This is a genomic window from Pseudomonas sp. PvP028 (assembly GCF_017832255.1).
GTDB classification, from domain to species: domain Bacteria; phylum Pseudomonadota; class Gammaproteobacteria; order Pseudomonadales; family Pseudomonadaceae; genus Aquipseudomonas; species Aquipseudomonas syringae.
Map to the genome: position 1 here is coordinate 2,991,060 of NZ_JAFIBL010000001.1, position 20,464 is coordinate 3,011,523.

General features: G+C 61.3%; 1 protein-coding gene. It reads left to right on the plus strand.

Annotation, left to right across the window (positions count from 1 at the left end):
• Window positions 1-302 precede the first annotated feature (302 nt).
• A complete protein-coding gene (locus JOE34_RS13280; RefSeq protein ID WP_209995936.1) occupies window positions 303-20,333 on the plus strand; it encodes a non-ribosomal peptide synthetase in 20,031 nt (6,676 codons plus the stop codon).
• Window positions 20,334-20,464 lie beyond the last annotated feature (131 nt).

Here is a 20,464-nt window from a genome sequence, read left to right on the forward strand (position 1 = left end):
GGTCTTTTTTTCGTCGGTTCGAACCGTTCACGACTTAGGGGAAAATAGAGAAACCCGCAGTCCGGAAGTATCAAGGTGCTACTAGCCGGTACTGTCGGCACATCAATGACATTCTCCCAGGTCCCTATGGCAGTCATGCAGACAGGGCAAGCCAGGTTCTGACATCCGGTTTATCTGCGACAAACTTGTGCTGTAACTGCCGAGTTCTGTATGGAACTTGGCCAGCACGCCAGGAATTCGGCAGGGCCGCGGACATCGTCACTCGGCTCCCGAAAGGATATTAAAATCAGGGATGTTTACGCATGACGTCGTCGCATCAACACGTATCGAACAACTCCAATGTCTCGTATGAACTATCTTCTGTACAGCAGGGTATCTGGCTCGGTCAGATAGCGAATCCGGACATACCGCTGTACAACATTGGCATGAAGCTGGAGATCAAGGGTGATCTCGATATTCCAATGTTCGAGAAGGCTATCAATCTCGTTGTCAGGCATAATGATGCGCTACGACTTGCCTTGTTCCAAGAGGGTGATATAGCCCGGCAGAGAGTGTTGCCATCTGTCGATATCACACTCGAACTCGTCGACTTTTCAGACTACGTTGACAGCGTCGAGCGAGCGCAGGAATACCTTCAACACGCATTTTCCCGACCCTTCAATCCATTGGCAGGCATTCTTTGGGAGGCGCAGCTCGTACGGTGCAGTGCATCCCGTCACTACTGGCTGGGTCGCTACCATCATTTGGTCATGGACGGCTCAGGGGCGACGCTGTTTTGCCATGCAGTCGCGAAGGCCTACAACAATTTACTGGTGGGCATCGACGAGCTCGAGGAAGGCCCTTCCTACAGAGACTTCCTGGTCAAAGACCAGGCCTATCTGAATTCGCCGCGCCTGGAGCGTGACCGGTCGTTTTGGCGCGAACGCTACGCAAAAATACCGCCATCCCTGCTGCAGTGGTCCGGCGACCATGCCGTGGGTTCGATGTGCAAGAGCGGTCATATTCGCTCGACGATCAAGCGTGACCTGTTCAATGCTGTGGCCGCGGTTGCCACCGAGCATGGCCTTTCTCCTGTCACGGTGTTCTTTGCAGTCGTCAGTGCCTATTTTTCACGCGTCGGTGGTGCAGAAGAAGTCATCATTGGCATGCCCCTGCATAACCGCACGACGGCCCGCCATAAACAGACGATCGGGATGTTTTCTTCCGTCATCCCGATCGGCGTACGGGTTGACCCTAATCGCTCCCTGCTCGAATTGATGGGCGATGTGGCCGCCGAATTGCGACGCTGCTACCGCCACGAGCACTTCCCGATTGCGGAACTGAATCGCGCCCTGAATATTGGCCATTCCAGGCGCAAGCAGATCTTCGATATCACGCTTTCATTCGAAAAATTTGACGCAGACTTTTTCTTTGGCGGCGCCCCTTCGAAGGCGATCAGGATGTACAGCGGCTTCGATCAGACGCCGCTCTCAATCGCTATCTGTGATTACTATTCGGATGAAGACGTAGTCGTCGACTTCAACTTCAATCTGGCCTGCTTTCGCCCGGACGAAGTTGAGCGGATTCGGGACCGCATTACGCTGCTCCTGGAGTCGGTTGCCGCTCATGAATCGACGCCGATTGGCCAGCTTGCGCTTATGGGGGAAGCGGAACGCCGGCAAGTGCTGGTCGAGTTCAACGCAACACATCAGGCCTTGCAACAGGATCTATTGGTCCATCAGCTTTTCGAACAGCAAGCGCAGCAGCAGCCCCAAGCGCTTGCACTGGTCTGCGGCGACGAGCGCGTGACCTACGCTGAACTCAACGAACGCAGTAATCAGGTGGCTCATGCCTTGCTGTCACTGGGCATCGCTCCGGACGACCGTGTAGCGATCTGTGTGGAACGCAGTGTTGAGATGGTGGTGGGCTTGCTGGGGATTCTGAAGGCGGGCGCTGCCTACGTGCCGCTGGACCCTGGGTATCCGCCGGAGCGGTTGCGCTACATGCTGGAGGACAGTGCGCCGGTGGCGGTGCTGGTGCAGCGTACGACCCGGGACTTGCTGGGTGCGCTGGCGATGCCGGTGCTGGATCTGCAAAGCATGAACTGGGCGGCTGAAGCGAGGCATGATCGCGTGTTGCCGACGGTCACGCCACAGCACCTGGCTTATGTGATCTATACCTCGGGCTCGACCGGCCAGCCCAAGGGCGTGATGATCGAGCATCGCAATCTCGTGAACCTGGTGGCCTGGCATTGCGAGGCTTTCAATCTGACCCATCGCAAGCGGGTTTCGAGCGTGGCCGGTGTCGGTTTCGATGCTTGCGTCTGGGAACTATGGCCAGCGCTGTGCGTGGGCGCCAGCCTGTCGCTGTTGCCTGGACAAGCGCTTGGCAATGATGTCGATGCGCTGCTGGGATGGTGGCGTCGGCAAGAACTGGATGTGAGCTTCTTGCCTACGCCGATTGCCGAGATTGCGTTCGCCCAAGGGATCGAGCCGGCGTCGCTGCAAACGTTGCTGATCGGTGGAGACCGGTTGCGTCAGTTTCCCAATCCGGATAGTCGGGTTGCGCTGATCAACAACTATGGTCCGACCGAGACCACGGTTGTGGCCACATCCGGTCTGATCGATGCAACGCAGTCGGTATTGCACATAGGCCGTCCGATAGCCAATACGCAGGTTTACCTGTTGGATGCGCACGGCCAGCCTGTGCCTATCGGGGTCAGCGGCGAGATTTATATCGGCGGCGCGGGGGTTGCCCGGGGTTATCTGAACAGGCCGGAACTGACGGCGGAGCGTTTTCTGGATGACCCGTTCAGTGCCGAAACGGCGGCGCGGATGTACAGGACCGGCGATCTGGGGCGCTGGTTGGCGGACGGCAATATCGAGTACCTGGGGCGCAATGACGATCAGGTCAAGCTCCGGGGAGTTCGTATCGAGCTGGGCGAGATTGAGGCGCAACTGAGGCAGATCGCGGACATCAGAGACGCGGTGGTGATTGCCCAGGAGGATACGCCGGGTGAAAAGCGTCTGACGGCGTACTACACGATGCAGGAAGCTGCACAGGCCATGACAGCGCAGACGTTGCGTGCTGCCTTGCAGGCGAGGCTGCCGGAATACATGGTGCCGGCGGCGTATGTGAAAGTGTCCGAATGGCCGCTGACGCCGAACGGCAAGCTGGATCGACGGGCATTGCCGGCGCCGGGGGACGACGCTTATGCCAGTCGTGACTACGAGGCGCCGGCAGGCGAAGTCGAGCGTGCGCTGGCGGAGATCTGGCAGGAGCTGCTCGGTGTCGATCGGGCGGGGCGCAACGATCACTTCTTCGAGCTGGGTGGGCATTCGCTGCTGGCGATGAGGCTCATCTCCCTGGTCCGGCAGCGTTTGAGCGTGGAATTGGAACTGGCCGCGTTATTCGCGAATCCGCAGCTCGAGGCGCTTGCCTGCGTGGTGGCGCAGGCACAAAACAATACACTGCCGCAGATTGTGCCAACGTCACGAGAGGCGCAACTGCCGCTGTCGTTTGCTCAGCAACGGTTGTGGTTTCTGGCGCAGATGGAAGGTGCCAGCGCTGCTTACCACATACCGGCGGGGCTGCGCATCGTCGGCGCGCTGGATGAGGCGGCCTTGCAGCGTGCGTTGAACCGGATTGTGGCGCGTCACGAAGTACTGCGCACAACGTTTGTCCAGACCGGGGATCAGGCCGTAGTGCTCTGCATCCATCCCGAGGAAACAGGCTGCCCGTTGCGCAAGTACGATCTCACGACGCATGCCGATAGCTCGAGTGAGTTGGCACGACTGATGGACGAAGAAGCCATTGGGCGCTTCGATCTTCAGCAGGGACCGCTGATTCGAGGGAGTCTGGTTCGGCTGAGCGATGACGAGCATGTGTTGCTGTTGACGATGCACCACATCGTATCGGATGGCTGGTCGATGGGCGTGTTGACGCGCGAGTTGGGAGCACTCTACGCGAGCGGTTGCCAAGCTGATGCAGACCCGTTGCCGCAGTTGTCGATCCAGTACGCTGACTATGCGGTGTGGCAACGAGGCTGGTTGAGCGGCGAGGTATTGCACAAGCAAAGCACCTACTGGCAGACCGCTCTGCTCGATGCGCCGGCATTGCTGATGTTGCCCTCTGATCGTGTACGTCCGGCGCAACAGGACTATACGGGCGATGCGGTGCCCGTGGTGCTGGATGCGACGCTGAGCCATGAGCTCAAGGCGCTGAGTCGGCGGCACGGCACGACCCTGTTCATGACATTGCTGGCGGGCTGGGCGACGGTATTGAGTCGTTTGTCCGGGCAGGATGAGGTGGTGATCGGTTCGCCGGTGGCGAACCGGATGAGCGCTGAGGTCGAGGGCCTGATCGGGTTTTTTGTCAACACCCTGGCGTTGCGCGTGAATGTGTCGGACGATCCGGCGGTCGAGGCATTGCTGAGTCGCGTCAAGGCCTGCACGCTGGCGGCCTATGAACACCAGGATCTGCCTTTCGAGCAGGTGGTGGAGTTGCTCAAGCCGGTGCGCAGCTTGTCCCATAGCCCGCTGTTCCAGGCGATGCTGTCGTGGCAGAACACGCCGCCCGCAGAACTGGCGTTGGAGGGGCTGGAGCTAACGCTGCTGGATTCGGTAGCACGCACCACCAAGTACGATGTGTCCCTCGACTTGGCGGAGGTGGAGGGACGGATCGTCGGTTCGCTGGAATATGCGACGGCGCTGTTCGACCGCGAGACGGCCCAACGCTACGTGGCGTATCTGGAACGGGTGCTGCGTGCGATGGTCGAGAACGAGCGCCAGGTTGTGGGCGCGATCGAGCTTTTGGGCGAAACCGAACGTCGGCAAGTGCTTGTCGAGTTCAACGCGACACATCAGGCCTGGCCACAGGATCTATTGGTCCATCAACTTTTCGAACAGCAAGCGCAGCAGCAGCCTCAAGCGCTTGCACTGGTGTGCGGCGACGAGCGTGTGACGTACGCGGACCTCAACGAACGCAGCAATCAGGTGGCTGATATTTTGCTGTCACTGGGCATTGCTCCGGACGACCGCGTGGCGATCTGTGTGGAACGCAGTGTGGAGATGGTGGTGGGCTTGCTGGGGATCCTGAAGGCGGGTGGTGCCTACGTGCCGCTGGACCCTGGGTATCCGCCGGAGCGGTTGCGCTACATGCTGGAGGACAGCGCGCCAGTGGCGGTGCTGGTGCAGCGTACGACCCGGGACTTGCTGGGTGCGCTGGCGATGCCGGTGCTGGATCTGCAAGGCGTGAACTGGGCGGCTGAAACCGAGCATGACCGCGTGTTGCCGACGGTCACGCCACAGCACCTGGCTTATGTGATCTATACCTCGGGTTCGACCGGTCAGCCCAAGGGCGTGATGATCGAGCATCGCGCCATTGTGAACCGCCTGTTGTGGGCACAGGACCAATATCGGCTGAGTCGCGAAGACCGCGTCTTGCAAAAGACACCGTTCGGTTTTGACGTGTCGGTCTGGGAATTTTTTCTACCCTTGCTCGCGGGTGCGCAATTGGTGATCGCGCGTCCGGGAGGCCATCAGGACCCCGAGTATCTGGCCGAGTTGATCGCAGACTCGGGTGTCACGATATTGCATTTCGTACCGTCCATGTTGCAGAGCTTCCTCAATCAGTCTGGCCCGCTGGCCTGTAGCACATTGCGGCAGGTGTTCTGTAGCGGCGAGGCGTTGCCCTATAGTTTGCAAAAGCACTTCGAGCAACGCTTTGCACATGTGCAATTGCACAACCTGTATGGCCCCACTGAAGCCGCTGTCGACGTCACCTACTGGCACTGTGTGCCCGACCTGCATGCGGGGATCGTGCCGATCGGCCGGCCGGTCGCCAATACCCGGATGTATCTGCTGGACCCGCACATGCAACCGGTCCCGGTTGGCGTCTGCGGCGAGATTTATATCGCGGGTGTACAGCTCGCGCGCGGCTATTTGAATCGTGATGCGCTGACCGCAGAGCGGTTCGTGAAAGACCGTTTCAGCAACGACCCGACGGCGCGGATGTACAGGAGCGGCGATTTGGGTCGTTGGCTGGCGGACGGCAATATCGAGTACATGGGACGCAACGACGATCAGGTCAAGCTCCGCGGGTTCCGTATCGAGTTGGGCGAGATTGAGGCGCAGTTGGCTGGGTGCCCTGGTGTCGGAGAGGCGGTGGTGATTGCCCGGGAAGACACGCCGGGTGATAAACGTCTGATCGCGTATTACACGACGCGGGAAGCGAAAGAGACTATTGCGGTGCAGACGCTACGGGCGGCCTTGCAGGCGAGTCTTCCGGAGTACATGGTGCCAGCCGCGTATGTGAAACTGCCGGGGTGGCCGCTGACACCTAACGGCAAGTTGAATCGCCGGGCGTTGCCTGTGCCGGAGGCTGACGCTTATGTGAGCCGCGGCTACGAAGCGCCGCGCGGGACGGTGGAGACGGCGCTTGCCGAAATCTGGCAGGAGCTGCTTGGTGTCGAGCGGGTGGGTCGCCACGATCACTTCTTCGAACTGGGTGGGCATTCGCTACTGGCCGTCAGTCTGATGGGCCGGATGCGTCAAGCGGGACTGTCGGCGGATGTGCGGCTGCTGTTTGCCCAGCCAACCCTTTCGGCGTTTGCCGAGGTATTGGGTAACGGTCATGAGGTAGAGGTGCCCGCCAACGGAATCGTGGTCGGGTGCACACGAATTACACCGTCGATGTTGCCGCTCGCGGACCTGAGCGAGGATGCCATCGAGCGGATTGTGCGTGCTGTGCCAGGCGGGACGGCGAACGTCCAGGATATCTATGCACTGGCGCCACTGCAGGAAGGGGTGTTGTTCCACCACCTTGCGTCGGTCGAGGGTGACCCCTATTTGCTAAATACGCGTTTTGCGCTGCCAAGCGAAGACCACCTGAAGGCATTTGTCCGGGCACTTCAGGGTGTGATTGCCAGGCATGACATCTTGAGAACGGCGGTGCTGTGGGAGGGGCTGGACGAGCCGGTTCAGACAGTCTGGCGCGAAGCGCCATTGGCCGTTGAAGCGTTGGAGCTGAAGGCGGCCGACGGAGACATCGAACAGCAACTCCAGGAGCGCTTCGACCCCAGGCATTACCGGCTGGATTTGACGAAAGCGCCCTTGATGAAGATGGCTTACGCCTACGACGAAGCCAATAGTCGCTGGGTGGCGATTCTGCTGTTTCACCATATGGTGCTGGACCATACGGCGCTGGAAGTGGTGCAACATGAGGTACAGGCGGATCTGCTGGGGCAGGCAGCCGGACTGCCGGATTCGGTACCCTATCGCAACCATGTGGCGCAGGCGCGACTGGGCTTAAGCCAAGCGGCGCATGAAGCGTTCTTCCAGGAAATGCTCGGTCAGGTGACGGAGCCGACGCTGCCATTCGGTTTGCACGATGTGCAGGGTGACGGTCGGGACATCAAGCAAGCCAGGCAGGCAGTGGCCGCAGAGCTGGCGGGCAGGATCCGTCGGCAAGCCAGGAGTCTGGGCGTAAGTGCTGCCAGCCTGCATCATCTGGCCTGGGCGCAGGTGCTGGGGCGCACGTCGGGCCAGGAAGACGTGGTGTTCGGTACGGTGTTGCTGGGACGCATGCAGGGTGGCGACGGTGCCGACCGCTCGTTGGGGATGTTCATCAACACCTTGCCGTTGTGCTTGAACGTCGGTGAGCAAGGCGTGCGTGAGGGGGTAAAGGCCACGCATGCCCGCCTGACCGCGCTGCTCGGTCACGAACATGCGTCGTTGGCGCTGGCGCAACGCTGCAGCGCCATTGCTCCGCCGTTGCCGCTGTTCAGCGCGCTGCTGAATTACCGCCACAGCGCCGAGCCGCAAGTCTCGGACCAGGGAGACCGCGCCTGGGGCGGAATCGAGGTCCTGGGCTGGAATGAGCGAACCAACTATCCGCTGACACTGGCTGTGGACGATCTGGGCGAGGGCTTTGCACTGACCGTTCAAGCCACGGCGGGGATCGATCCGCAGCGGGTATGTGCTTACATGGAGACGGCGCTGGAGAGTCTGGTTGACGCGCTGGAACACTCACCTGAGTCGTTGCTGCGCAGTCTGGAGATGCTGCCGCGATCCGAGCGTCAGTTGCTGCAGGAGTGGAATGCGACGGCCGTGGATTATCCGCAAGGCACCTGCGTCCATCAGTTATTCGAAGCGCAAGTAGAAAAAACGCCAGAAGCGATTGCGCTGGTATTTGAGGCGCGCACATTCACTTATGCGCAACTGAATGCGCGCGCCAACCAGTTGGCGCATCATCTGATCGGCCTGGGCATCGGGCCGGATGACCGGGTGGCGATCTGCGTGGAGCGTAGCCCGGAAATGGTGGTGGGCTTGCTGGGGATCCTGAAGGCGGGTGCTGCCTACGTGCCGCTGGACCCGGCGTATCCGGAGCAGCGGTTGCGCTACATGCTGGAAGACAGCGCGCCGGCGGCGGTGCTGGTGCAGAGCGCGACCCGGGCGTTGTCGGGCGAGTTGGCGGTGCCACTGCTGGACCTGGAAGGCGGGTGCTGGGAAGCTGAGGCTGACCATGATCCAGTGGCGCGAGCCGTCAAGCCGGATCATCTGGCCTATGTGATCTACACCTCAGGCTCGAGCGGCCAACCCAAGGGCGTGTTGATCGAGCAAAGGGGCTTTCTAAACCTGATGCACTGGTATCTGGCCGAGCTGAAACTGGCGTCCGATGATGCCGTACTGCTTGTTTCCTCCTATAGCTTCGATCTGACACAAAAAAATATTCTCGGTCCGTTATTGGTCGGTGGAACACTGCACCTGGCCAGAGAGGCTTTCATTCCCGAGGTGCTGCTGGAGCAGATTCAACGCGAGCGTATTACCCATATCAATCTTTCACCCAGTGCGTTCAACACGCTCATCGACGCAAACGATTCAAGGCAACTTGACAGCATTCGCCGGGTGGTACTGGGTGGAGAGCCTATTCAAGTCGCCAGGCTGGAAATGCTTCCCGAGCCGAGGCCCGAATTCATTAACAGTTACGGGCCCACGGAGTGTAGCGACGTGGTGGCCTGGCATAGACTGGTTGACGATATCGACTGTTATCGGTCTTCGGTATTTCCAATTGGCCGTCCGATCGCGAACACACGGATTTACCTGCTGGATACACACGGCCAGCCGGTGCCCATCGGGGTCAGCGGCGAGATCCATATCGGCGGTGCGGGGGTTGCCCGTGGCTATCTGAATATGCCGGAACTGACGGCGGAACGTTTCCTGGATGACCCGTTCAGTGCCGAGCCTGCGGCGCGGATGTACAAGAGCGGCGATCTGGGACGCTGGCTGGCGGACGGCAATATCGAGTATCTGGGGCGCAACGACGATCAGGTCAAGCTCCGCGGCTTCCGTATCGAGCTGGGTGAGATCGAGTCTCAGCTGGCGGCTTGCCCCGGGATCAGGGAAGCGGTGGTGCTGGTGCGCGAGCACCGTCCCGGCGACAAACGCCTGGTGGCGTACCTGACGGCGCAGGAAGGTGTCGAGTTGTCGGCGGCGCAGTTGCGCGAGCAACTGTCGCAAGGGCTGGCGGAGTACATGATTCCGAGTGCCTTCGTAACGCTGGCGCGTTTCCCGCTAACGCCGAACGGCAAGCTGGATCGACGCGCATTGCCGGCGCCGGAGGACGACGCTTATGCCAGTCGTGGTTACGAGGCGCCGGCAGGTGACGTCGAGCATGCGCTGGCAGAGATCTGGCAGGTATTGCTGGGGCTGGAGCGTGTAGGTCGCCACGATCACTTCTTCGAACTGGGTGGCCATTCGTTACTGGCGGTACAACTGGTGTCGCGTCTGCGTCAGCGCTTCGAAGTCGAAGTGGCGCTGCGGGATGTGTTTGCCGAGCCGACACTGCAAGGTCTGGCACGTCAGGTGGCGAACGCCCGGCTATCGGCGCAGACGCCGTTGACGCTGGTGGATCGCGATCTGCCATTGCCGCTGTCGTGGGCGCAGCAACGCTTGTGGTTCCTCGATCAACTGGACCGTGCGGCGGGGGCTGCCTATCACATTCCGGCGGGACTACGGTTGCGCGGCCGATTGAACTGCGAGGCCTTGCAGGCCACGCTGGACCGGATCGTGGCGCGCCACGAAACCCTGCGCACCCACTTTGCCTTGCACGAGGGCCAGGCGATCCAGGTGATCGCGCCGGCGACTCAAGGGTTCGCCCTGATCACTCATGACCTGCGCCCGCTGGACGGCGCGGCGCAACACGAGGCGGTGGAGCGGCTCGCTCGCGAGGAGGCGCTGGCGCCGTTTGACTTGTCGAGCGGTCCGCTGATTCGCGGGCGGCTTGTGCAACTGTCGGAGATGGAGCACATCCTGCTGGTGACCCAGCACCATATCGTTTCGGACGGTTGGTCGACGGGCGTTCTGCTGCACGAAATCGGTATGTTGTACCGCGCCTTCAGCCAGGGGCTGGCCGATCCTCTGCCGGCACTGGCCTTCCAGTATGTCGACTACGCCGCGTGGCAGCGGCAGTGGTTGCAGGGCGAAACCCTGCAAACGCAGGTCGACTTCTGGCGGCAGCACCTGAGCGGCGCACCGGCCTTGCTGGAGCTGCCAACCGACCACCGCCGCCCACCGTTGCGCAGTTATGCCGGCGGACGGGTGAGCCTGGCCCTGAGCCCGGCATTGACGGCAGGGTTGCGGCAGTTGGGCCAGCGTCACGGTGCGACGCTGTTCATGACCTTGCTGGCGGGCTGGTCGAGTCTGTTGAGCCGCTTCAGCGGGCAGGACGATGTGGTGATCGGCACGCCGGTGGCGAATCGTCCGCGCAGCGAACTGGAGTCGCTGATCGGCTTCTTCGTCAACACACTGGCGCTGCGCATCCGGCCGGAAGGGGGCCTGAGCGTGGCGGCGTTGCTGGAGCAGGTCAAGACGGTCATGCTGGCGGCGCATGCGCATCAGGACCTGCCGTTCGAGCAGGTGGTGGAGGCGTTGCAACCACCGCGCAGCCTGGGTCATAGCCCGATCTTCCAGGTCATGCTGGCGCTGAACAACACCCCGGGCGGCGGCGAACTCAGCCTGCCGGAGCTGAGCCTGGAGCCGCTGCAAGCGCCGCACACGACGGCCCAGTTCGACCTGTCGCTTGCGCTGGTCGAGGCGGATGGCGGGTTGATCGGCTCTCTGGAATACGCGAGTGATCTGTTCGAGCGTGCGACGATCGAACGGATGGCGGGGCACCTGCAGGTGCTTCTGGAAGGCATGGTGGCGGATGACCAGCAAGCGGTCGGAGAACTGCCGCTGCTGTCCTGCGAGCAACGTCGGCAGGTATTGGAGTCGTTCAACGATACGGCAGCGGCCTACCCGGCGGACAAGTTGCTCCATCAACTGTTCGAGGAACAGGCGGCACAACAGCCCGATGCCCTGGCGGTGGTCGATGAAACCGCAAGCCTGACCTATAGCGAACTCAACGCCCGGGCGAATCGACTGGCACATTACCTGATCGGCCTGGGTATCCAGCCGGATGATCGGGTCGCGATCTGTGCGCAGCGCAGCCTGGAAATGGTGGTGGGCTTGCTCGGTATTCTGAAGGCGGGTGGTGCCTATGTGCCGCTGGATCCTGGGTATCCGCCTGAGCGATTGCGCTACATGCTGGAAGACAGCACGCCGGTAGCAGTGCTGGTGCAAGCGGCGCTGCAGGAATGCCTGCCGGCGGTAAATGTGCAGCAGGTCGTGTTGGACAGCGTGGACCTGTCCTCAGGGACCGGTGGGCTGCCGTGTGGCAATCCGGATCTTGATGCCCTGGGGCTGACGTCGAGAATGCCGGCTTATGTGATGTATACATCCGGCTCCTCGGGAGTGCCGAAGGGCGTGCTGATTGAACACCGCAGTGTGCTGCGTCTGGTTATCAATAATCCTTACGCCAGGATCACCACAGAGGATTGTGTTGCGCATGGCGCCAATACGGCCTTCGACGCTTCGACCTGGGAAATCTGGAGTGCGCTGCTCAATGGGGCGAAACTGTTGGTTGTGTCTCAGGCGACGCTGCTCAATCCCGCGCGCTTGAACCATGTATTGATTGAAGGTGGCGTGACCGCTTTATGGTTGACTGCTGGATTGTTCAATGAATATGTCGATGTACTCGCCGCTGCCTTCTCAAAGCTGCGATATCTCTTGGTCGGTGGGGATGTGCTCGATCCAGTGAGCGTTGCGAAGGTTTTGTCCCGCGCCCATCGCCCGAGGCATCTGATCAATGGCTATGGACCAACGGAAACAACGACCTTTGCCAGCACCTATGAGATCCATGCGCTGTCCGACAATTCGCGCTCGATTCCTATTGGCCGCCCTATCGGCAACACACGCATTTACCTATTGGATGCACACGGCCAGCCGGTGCCCATCGGGGTCAGCGGCGAGATCCATATCGGCGGTGCGGGGGTTGCCCGTGGCTATCTGAATCTGCCGGAACTGACGGCGGAGCGTTTTCTGGAAGACCCGTTCAGTGCCGAGCCGGCGGCGCGGATGTACAGGAGCGGCGATCTGGGGCGCTGGTTGGCGGACGGCAATATTGAGTACCTGGGACGCAACGACGATCAGGTCAAGCTTCGGGGCTTCCGTATCGAGCTGGGCGAGATCGAGTCGCGACTGTCTGAGTGCCCTGGAGTCAGGGAGGCGGTGGTGCTGGTGCGCGAGCACCTTCCCGGCGACAAACGCCTGGTGGCGTACCTGACGGCGCAGGAAGGTGTCGAGTTGTCGGCGACGCAGTTGCGCGAGCAACTGTCGCAAGGGCTGGCGGAGTACATGATCCCGAGTGCCTTTGTAACGCTGGCGCGTTTCCCGCTAACGCCAAACGGCAAGCTGGATCGTCGGGCATTGCCGGCGCCGGAGGACGACGCTTATGCCAGTCGTGATTACGAGGCGCCGGCAGGTGAAGTCGAGCATGCGCTGGCGCAGATCTGGCAGGCGTTGCTGGGGCTGGAGCGTGTAGGTCGCCACGACCACTTCTTCGAACTGGGCGGGCATTCGTTACTGGCGGTACAACTGGTGTCGCGTCTGCGTCAGCGCTTCGAAGTCGAAGTGGCGCTGCGGGATGTGTTTGCCGAGCCGACGCTGCAAGGTCTGGCACGTCAGGTGGCGAACGCCCGGCTCTCGGCGCAGACGCCGTTGACGCTGGTGGATCGCGATCTACCTTTGCCGCTGTCGTGGGCGCAGCAACGCTTGTGGTTCCTCGATCAACTGGACCGGGCGGCGGGTGCTGCTTATCACATCCCTGCAGGACTGCGCTTGCGCGGCCGATTGGACAGAGACGCCTTGCAGGCCACGCTGGACCGGATCGTGGCGCGTCATGAAACCCTGCGCACCCATTTTGCCTTGCACGAGGGTCAGGCGATCCAGGTGATCGCGCCAGCGACCCAAGGGTTCGCCCTGGTCACTCATGACCTGCGCCCGCTGGACGGCGCGGCGCAACATGAGACGCAACACGAGGCCGTAGAGCGGCTCGCTCGCGAGGAGGCGCTGGCGCCGTTTGACCTGTCGAGGGGTCCGCTGATTCGAGGGCGGCTTGTGCAACTGTCGGAGACAGAGCACATCCTGCTGGTGACGCAGCACCATATCGTTTCGGACGGTTGGTCGACGGGCGTTCTGCTGCACGAAATCGGTACGTTGTACCGGGCCTTCAGCCAGGGGCTGGCCGACCCTCTGCCGGCACTGGCCTTCCAGTATGTCGACTACGCGGCGTGGCAGCGGCAGTGGTTGCAGGGCGAAACCCTGCAAACGCAGGTCGACTTTTGGCGGCAGCACCTGAGTGGCGCACCGGCCTTGCTGGAGCTGCCAACCGACCACCGCCGCCCACCGTTGCGCAGTTATGCCGGCGGGCGGGTGAGCCTGGCCCTGAGCCCGGCATTGACGGCAGGGTTGCGACAATTGGGTCAGCGTCACGGTGCGACGCTGTTCATGACCTTGCTGGCGGGCTGGTCGAGTCTGTTGAGCCGCTTCAGCGGGCAGGACGATGTGGTGATCGGCACGCCGGTGGCAAATCGTCCGCGCAGCGAACTGGAGTCGCTGATCGGCTTCTTCGTCAACACACTGGCGCTGCGCATCCGGCCGGAAGGGGGCCTGAGCGTGGCGGCGTTGCTGGAGCAGGTCAAGGCGGTCATGCTGGCGGCGCATGCGCATCAGGACCTGCCGTTCGAGCAGGTGGTGGAGGCGCTGCAGCCCCCGCGCAGCCTGGGTCATAGCCCGATCTTCCAGGTCATGCTGGCGCTGAACAACACCCCGGGCGGCGGCGAATTCAGCCTGCCGGAGCTGAGCCTGGAGCCGCTGCAAGCGCCGCACACGACGGCCCAGTTCGACCTGTCGCTTGCGCTGGTCGAGGCGGATGGCGGTTTGATCGGCTCTCTGGAATACGCGAGTGATCTGTTCGAGCGTGCGACGATCGAACGGATGGCGGGGCACCTGCAGGTGCTTCTGGAAGGCATGGTGGCGGATGACCAGCAAGCGGTCGGAGAACTGCCGCTGCTGTCCTGCGAGCAACGTCGGCAGGTGTTGGAGTCTTTCAACGATACGGCAGCGGCCTACCCGGCGGACAAGTTGATCCATCAACTGTTCGAGGAGCAGGCGGCGCAACAACCCGATGCCCTGGCGGTGGTCGATGACGCCGGAAGCCTGACCTATGGCGAACTCAACACGCGGGCGAATCGACTGGCACATTATCTGATCGGCCTGGGTATCCAGCCGGATGATCGGGTTGCGATCTGTGCGCAACGCAGCCTGGAAATGGTGGTGGGCTTGCTGGGGATTTTTAAGGCAGGTGGCGCGTATGTGCCGCTGGATCCTGCGTATCCGGAGCAGCGGTTGCGCTACATGCTGGAGGACAGCACGCCGGTGGCGGTGCTGGTGCAGGCCGAGACCCGGGCGTTGCTGGGCGAGTTGGCGGTGCCGACGCTCGATCTGCAAGATGCCGAGTGGGAGGTTGAAGCTGAACACAATCCTGTAGTGCCGGCCATCACGCCGCAGCACCTGGCCTATGTGATTTATACCTCGGGCTCCTCCGGTAAACCCAAAGGCGTGGGCGGTCCACATCAGGCCATGGTTAACCGTCTTTACTGGATGCATAGCACTTTCGGTGGTCAGCGACTCGAAAAGCATGCACAAAAAACGTCGATCAGTTTTCTCGATTCGGTGACTGAAACGCTGATGCCCTTACTGTTTGGCGCGCAGCTGCATATCGTGTCGCCGCTGGCCTCCAGGGATCCGCTACAGCTATGGCAGGCGGTTACAGAGCATCAGTTGACCCGTCTGGTTCTTGTCCCTTCACTGCTGGAAGAAATGTCGAGAATAGAGAACCGACAAGTTTCGCCAGAAAAGCGGCTGATCGTTTGCAGTGGCGAGGTGTTTTCGTCCTCCCTGCTTGCTCGCACTCGTGCTTGGTTACCTTCGGCCACGATACTGAATTTCTACGGTTCGTCGGAAGCGGCGGGTGACTCTACTTTTTACCTGTGCGACAGCGCTGTTCAAGCGGGTCATTCACTGCCGATAGGTCGTCCGATCGCGAATACACGGATTTACCTGTTGGATGCACATGGCCAGCCGGTACCGATTGGGGTCATTGGCGAGATCCATATCGGCGGCGCGGGGGTTGCCCGTGGCTATCTGAATCTGCCGGAACTGACGGCGGAGCGTTTCCTGGATGACCCGTTCAGTGCCGAGCCGGCGGCGCGCATGTACAGGAGCGGCGATCTGGGGCGCTGGTTGGCGGACGGCAATATCGAGTACCTGGGGCGTAACGACGATCAGGTCAAGCTACGCGGTTTTCGTATCGAACTGGGCGAGATCGAGTCGCAACTGTCTGAGTGCCCCGGTGTCAGGGAAGCGGTGGTGCTGGTGCGCGAGCACCGTCCAGGCGACAAACGCCTGGTGGCGTACCTGACGGCGCAGGAAGGTGCCGTATTGTCGGCGGCACAGTTGCGCGAGCAACTGTCGCAAGGGCTGGCGGAATACATGATTCCGAGTGCCTTCGTTACGCTGGCGCGTTTTCCGCAAACGCCGAGCGGCAAGCTGGATCGTCGGGCATTGCCGGCGCCGGAGGACGACGCTTATGCCAGTCGCGTCTATGAGGCGCCGGCAGGTGACGTTGAGCATGCGCTGGCAGATATCTGGCAGGCGTTGCTGGGGCTGGAGCGTGTAGGTCGTCATGACCACTTCTTCGAACTGGGCGGGCATTCGTTACTGGCGGTGCAACTGGTTTCGCGTCTGCGTCAGCGCTTCGAAGTCGAGGTGGCGCTGCGGGATGTGTTTGCCGAACCGACACTGCAAGGTCTGGCACGTCAGGTGGCGAGCGCCCGGCTCTCGGCGCAGACGCCGTTGACGCTCGTCGATCGCGATCTGCCATTGCCGCTGTCGTGGGCGCAACAACGCTTGTGGTTCCTCGATCAACTGGACCGTGCGGCGGGGGCTGCCTATCACATCCCGGCGGGACTGCGCTTGCGCGGCCGATTGGACAGCGAGGCCTTGCAGGCCACGCTGGACCGGATTGTGGCGCGCCACGAAACCCTGCGCACCCACTTTGCCCTACACGAGGGCCAATCGATCCAGGTGATCGCGCCGGCGACTCAAGGGTTCGCCCTGGTCACTCATGACCTGCGCGCTCTGGACAGCGCGGCACAACACAAGACGCAAGACGAGACGCAACACGAGGCCGTAGAGCGGCTCGCTCGCGAGGAGGCGCTGGCGCCGTTCGACTTGTCGAGCGGTCCGCTGATTCGCGGACGACTTGTGCAACTGTCGGAGACAGAGCACATCCTGCTGGTGACGCAGCACCATATCGTTTCGGACGGTTGGTCGACGGGCGTTCTGCTGCACGAAATCGGTACGTTGTACCGCGCCTTCAGCCAGGGGCTGGCTGATCCTCTGCCGGCACTGGCCTTCCAGTATGTCGACTACGCGGCGTGGCAGCGGCAGTGGTTGCAGGGCGAAACCCTGCACACGCAGGTCGAGTTCTGGCGGCAGCACCTGAGTGGCGCACCGGCCTTGCTGGAGCTGCCAACCGACCACCGCCGCCCACCGTTGCGCAGTTATGCCGGCGGACGGGTGAGCCTGGCCCTGAGCCCAGAGTTGACGGCAGGATTGCGGCAGTTGGGTCAGCGTCACGGTGCGACGCTGTTCATGACCTTGCTGGCGGGCTGGTCGAGTCTGCTGAGCCGCTTCAGCGGGCAGGACGATGTGGTGATCGGCACGCCGGTGGCAAATCGTCCGCGCAGCGAACTGGAGTCGCTGATCGGCTTCTTCGTCAACACACTGGCGCTGCGCATCCGGCCGGAAGGGGGCCTGAGCGTGGCGGCGTTGCTGGAGCAGGTCAAGGCGGTCATGCTGGCGGCGCATGCGCATCAGGACCTGCCGTTCGAGCAGGTGGTGGAGGCGCTGCAACCACCGCGCAGCCTGGGCCATAGCCCGATCTTCCAGGTCATGCTGGCGCTGAACAACACCCCGGGCGGCGGCGAACTCAGTCTGCCGGAGCTGAGTCTGGAGCCGCTGCAAGCGCCGCACACGACGGCCCAGTTCGACCTGTCGCTTGCGCTGGTCGAGGCGGATGGCGGATTGATCGGCTCTCTGGAATACGCGAGTGATTTGTTCGAGCGTGCGACGATCGAGCGGATGGCGGGGCACCTGCAGGTGCTTCTGGAAGCCATGGTGGCGGATGACCAGCAATCGGTCGCAGAACTGCCGCTGCTGTCCTGCGAGCAACGTCGGCAGGTATTGGAGTCGTTTAACGATACGGCAGCGGCTTACCCGGCGGGCAAGTTGCTCCATCAACTGTTCGAGGAACAGGTAGCACAACAGCCCGATGCCCTGGCGGTGGTCGATGAAACCGGAAGCCTGACTTATGGCGAACTCAATGCCCGGGCGAATCGACTGGCACATTACCTGATCGGCCTGGGTATCCAGCCGGATGATCGGGTCGCGATCTGTGCGCAGCGCAGCCTGGAAATGGTGGTGGGCTTGCTGGGTATTTTGAAGGCGGGCAGTGCGTATGTGCCGCTGGATCCTGGGTATCCGTCCGAGCGATTGCGCTACATGCTGGAAGACAGCGCGCCGGTGGCGGTGCTGGTGCAGGCCGAGACCCGGACGTTGCTGGGCGAGTTGGCGGTGCCGACGCTCGACCTGCAAGCTGGCGACTGGGAGGTTGAGGCTGAACATAATCCCGTAGTGCCGGCCATCACACCGCAACACCTGGCCTATGTGATTTATACCTCGGGTTCCACTGGTAAACCCAAAGGCGTGGCCAACCAGCATGACGGCGTCGTCAACCGGTTGTGGTGGGCAAAGAGCGAATACCGGATTGGAGCCGACGATCGTGTCTTGCAGAAGACGCCCTTCGGTTTCGATGTATCGGTCTGGGAGATCTTCCTGCCTCTGCTGGCCGGGGCACAACTGGTCATGGCCCGCCCCGGCGGGCATCAAGACCCTCACTACCTGATGGAGGTGATCGAGCGCCGAAGCATCAGCATGCTGCACTTTGTTCCTTCCATGCTGCAGGCCTTCGTCAATCAGACGCCAGCAGGCCGGTGTTCGACGCTCAAGCGAGTACTTTGCAGTGGTGAAGCGCTGCCGCATGCTTTGCTATTGCAAGGCCAGGCACATTTCCCGAAAAGCGAGTTGCACAATCTGTACGGACCCACCGAAGCAGCCATCGACGTCACGGCATGGCATTACGTGGCAGAGCAGGATATCGGTATCGTTCCGATCGGCCATCCGATAGCGAATACACAGATTTACCTGTTGGATGCGCACGGCCAGCCGGTACCGATCGGGGTCAGCGGCGAGATCCATATCGGCGGTATCGGGGTTGCCCGTGGTTATCTGAATCGTCCGGAGTTGACGGCGGAGCGTTTCCTGGAAGATCCGTTCAGTACCGAGCCGGCGGCGCGGATGTACAGGAGCGGCGATCTGGGGCGCTGGCTGGCAGACGGCAATATCGAGTACCTGGGGCGTAACGACGATCAGGTCAAGCTTCGGGGCTACCGTATCGAACTGGGCGAGATCGAGTCGCAGCTTGCGGGTTGCCCCGGGGTCAGGGAGGCGGTAGTGCTGGCGCGCGAGCACCGTCCCGGAGACAAACGCCTGGTGGCGTATTTGACGGCGCAGGAAGGCGCCGTATTGTCGGCTACGCAGTTGCGCGAGCAACTGTCGCAAGGGCTGGCGGAGTACATGATCCCGAGTGCCTTTGTAACGCTGACGCGTTTCCCGCTGACGCCGAACGGCAAGCTGGATCGTCGGGCATTGCCGGCGCCGGAAGACGACGCTTATGCCAGTCGTGGTTACGAGGCGCCGGTAGGTGAAATCGAGCATGCGCTGGCGGAGATCTGGCAGGCATTGCTGGGGCTGGAGCGGGTGGGTCGCCATGACCACTTCTTTGAATTGGGCGGGCATTCGCTGCTGGCGGTGCAACTGGTTTCGTGCCTGCGTCAGCGCTTCGAGGTCGAAGTGGCACTAGGCGATCTGTTCATGCACCCGACAATCTGTGAACTTGCCGCGTCTTGCCATAGCGGTCTGAGCAAGGCTCTGCATCCGAATCTGACCACCATTCGCAAAGAGGGGGCTCAACATCCTTTGTTCCTCATTCATGAAGGCTCAGGGGATATCGGCTATGCCCAACAGTTGGCAAAGCAAATTCCCTCTGACATTCCGGTGTATGGATTTTCGGCGAGCGGACTGCAAAGTGGGGAGGAACACCTCACCACTATCGAGGCAATGGCCTCACGCTACATTGAGGGGATCCGCCATATACAGCCACAGGGGCCGTATCGCGTCGCTGGCTGGTCTGCCGGGGGAACGATCGCCTATGAAATTGCCCATCAACTGATAGGGGCCGGTGCTACGGTAGAATTCCTCGGGCTTATCGACACCACCAGCGACTATCGGCATTTGTTTGATGCGCAGGAGGGGGGGTACGCTCATCTCGATGAGAGGCCGGATTTCGACGAGATCGAAGCCTTATTGAGGCTTCTGCCGCCTGATGTACGTCAGGGGCCTGTCAGACACTTGGCTGCTGCTCGGGATTTCGAGGCCTTGTTGGCTTATACGCAAGTTCAAGGTCTGCTTCCTGAAGGTATAGAGAGTGATCTTGCAAAAAGATACCTGGCACTGATCCGCAGTATCGGTCTGGCGCTCTACCGTTACATGCCGCCCGCGCTGCCGGTGCGTGTCACTTTATTCTCAGCAATGGGAGAAAACCGTAGTGATATCAGCATTGGTTGGGAGGCGCTGATGCCCAAGGAGCAACTGCAAGTCATCTCCATCATGGGAACTCATCACTCCATTGTGAAAGAGCCCGACATTCGTGAGCTGGGGCGGGCGATCCTTGAGTCAGTCACCAATAAGGGGAGGGCCAGCCAAACCAGATTGCCTTTGGAAACCGTGTAGTTTCGTTTGACCTTCCCTTTGCCATCATCCGTCGTCCTGGTCTTTGCCGTCTGGGATGATGGCCGAGAGGAAGGTCAAGCAAGGCAAAAACAGGCGAGGCCCGGCCGGAGTCACATTCGACTGGATTTAAC

What these genes read in the sequence shown, in the direction of transcription:
- JOE34_RS13280 (WP_209995936.1), top strand. Translation starts at nt 303, where the DNA reads ATGACGTCGTCGCATCAACACGTATCGAACAACTCCAATGTCTCGTAT.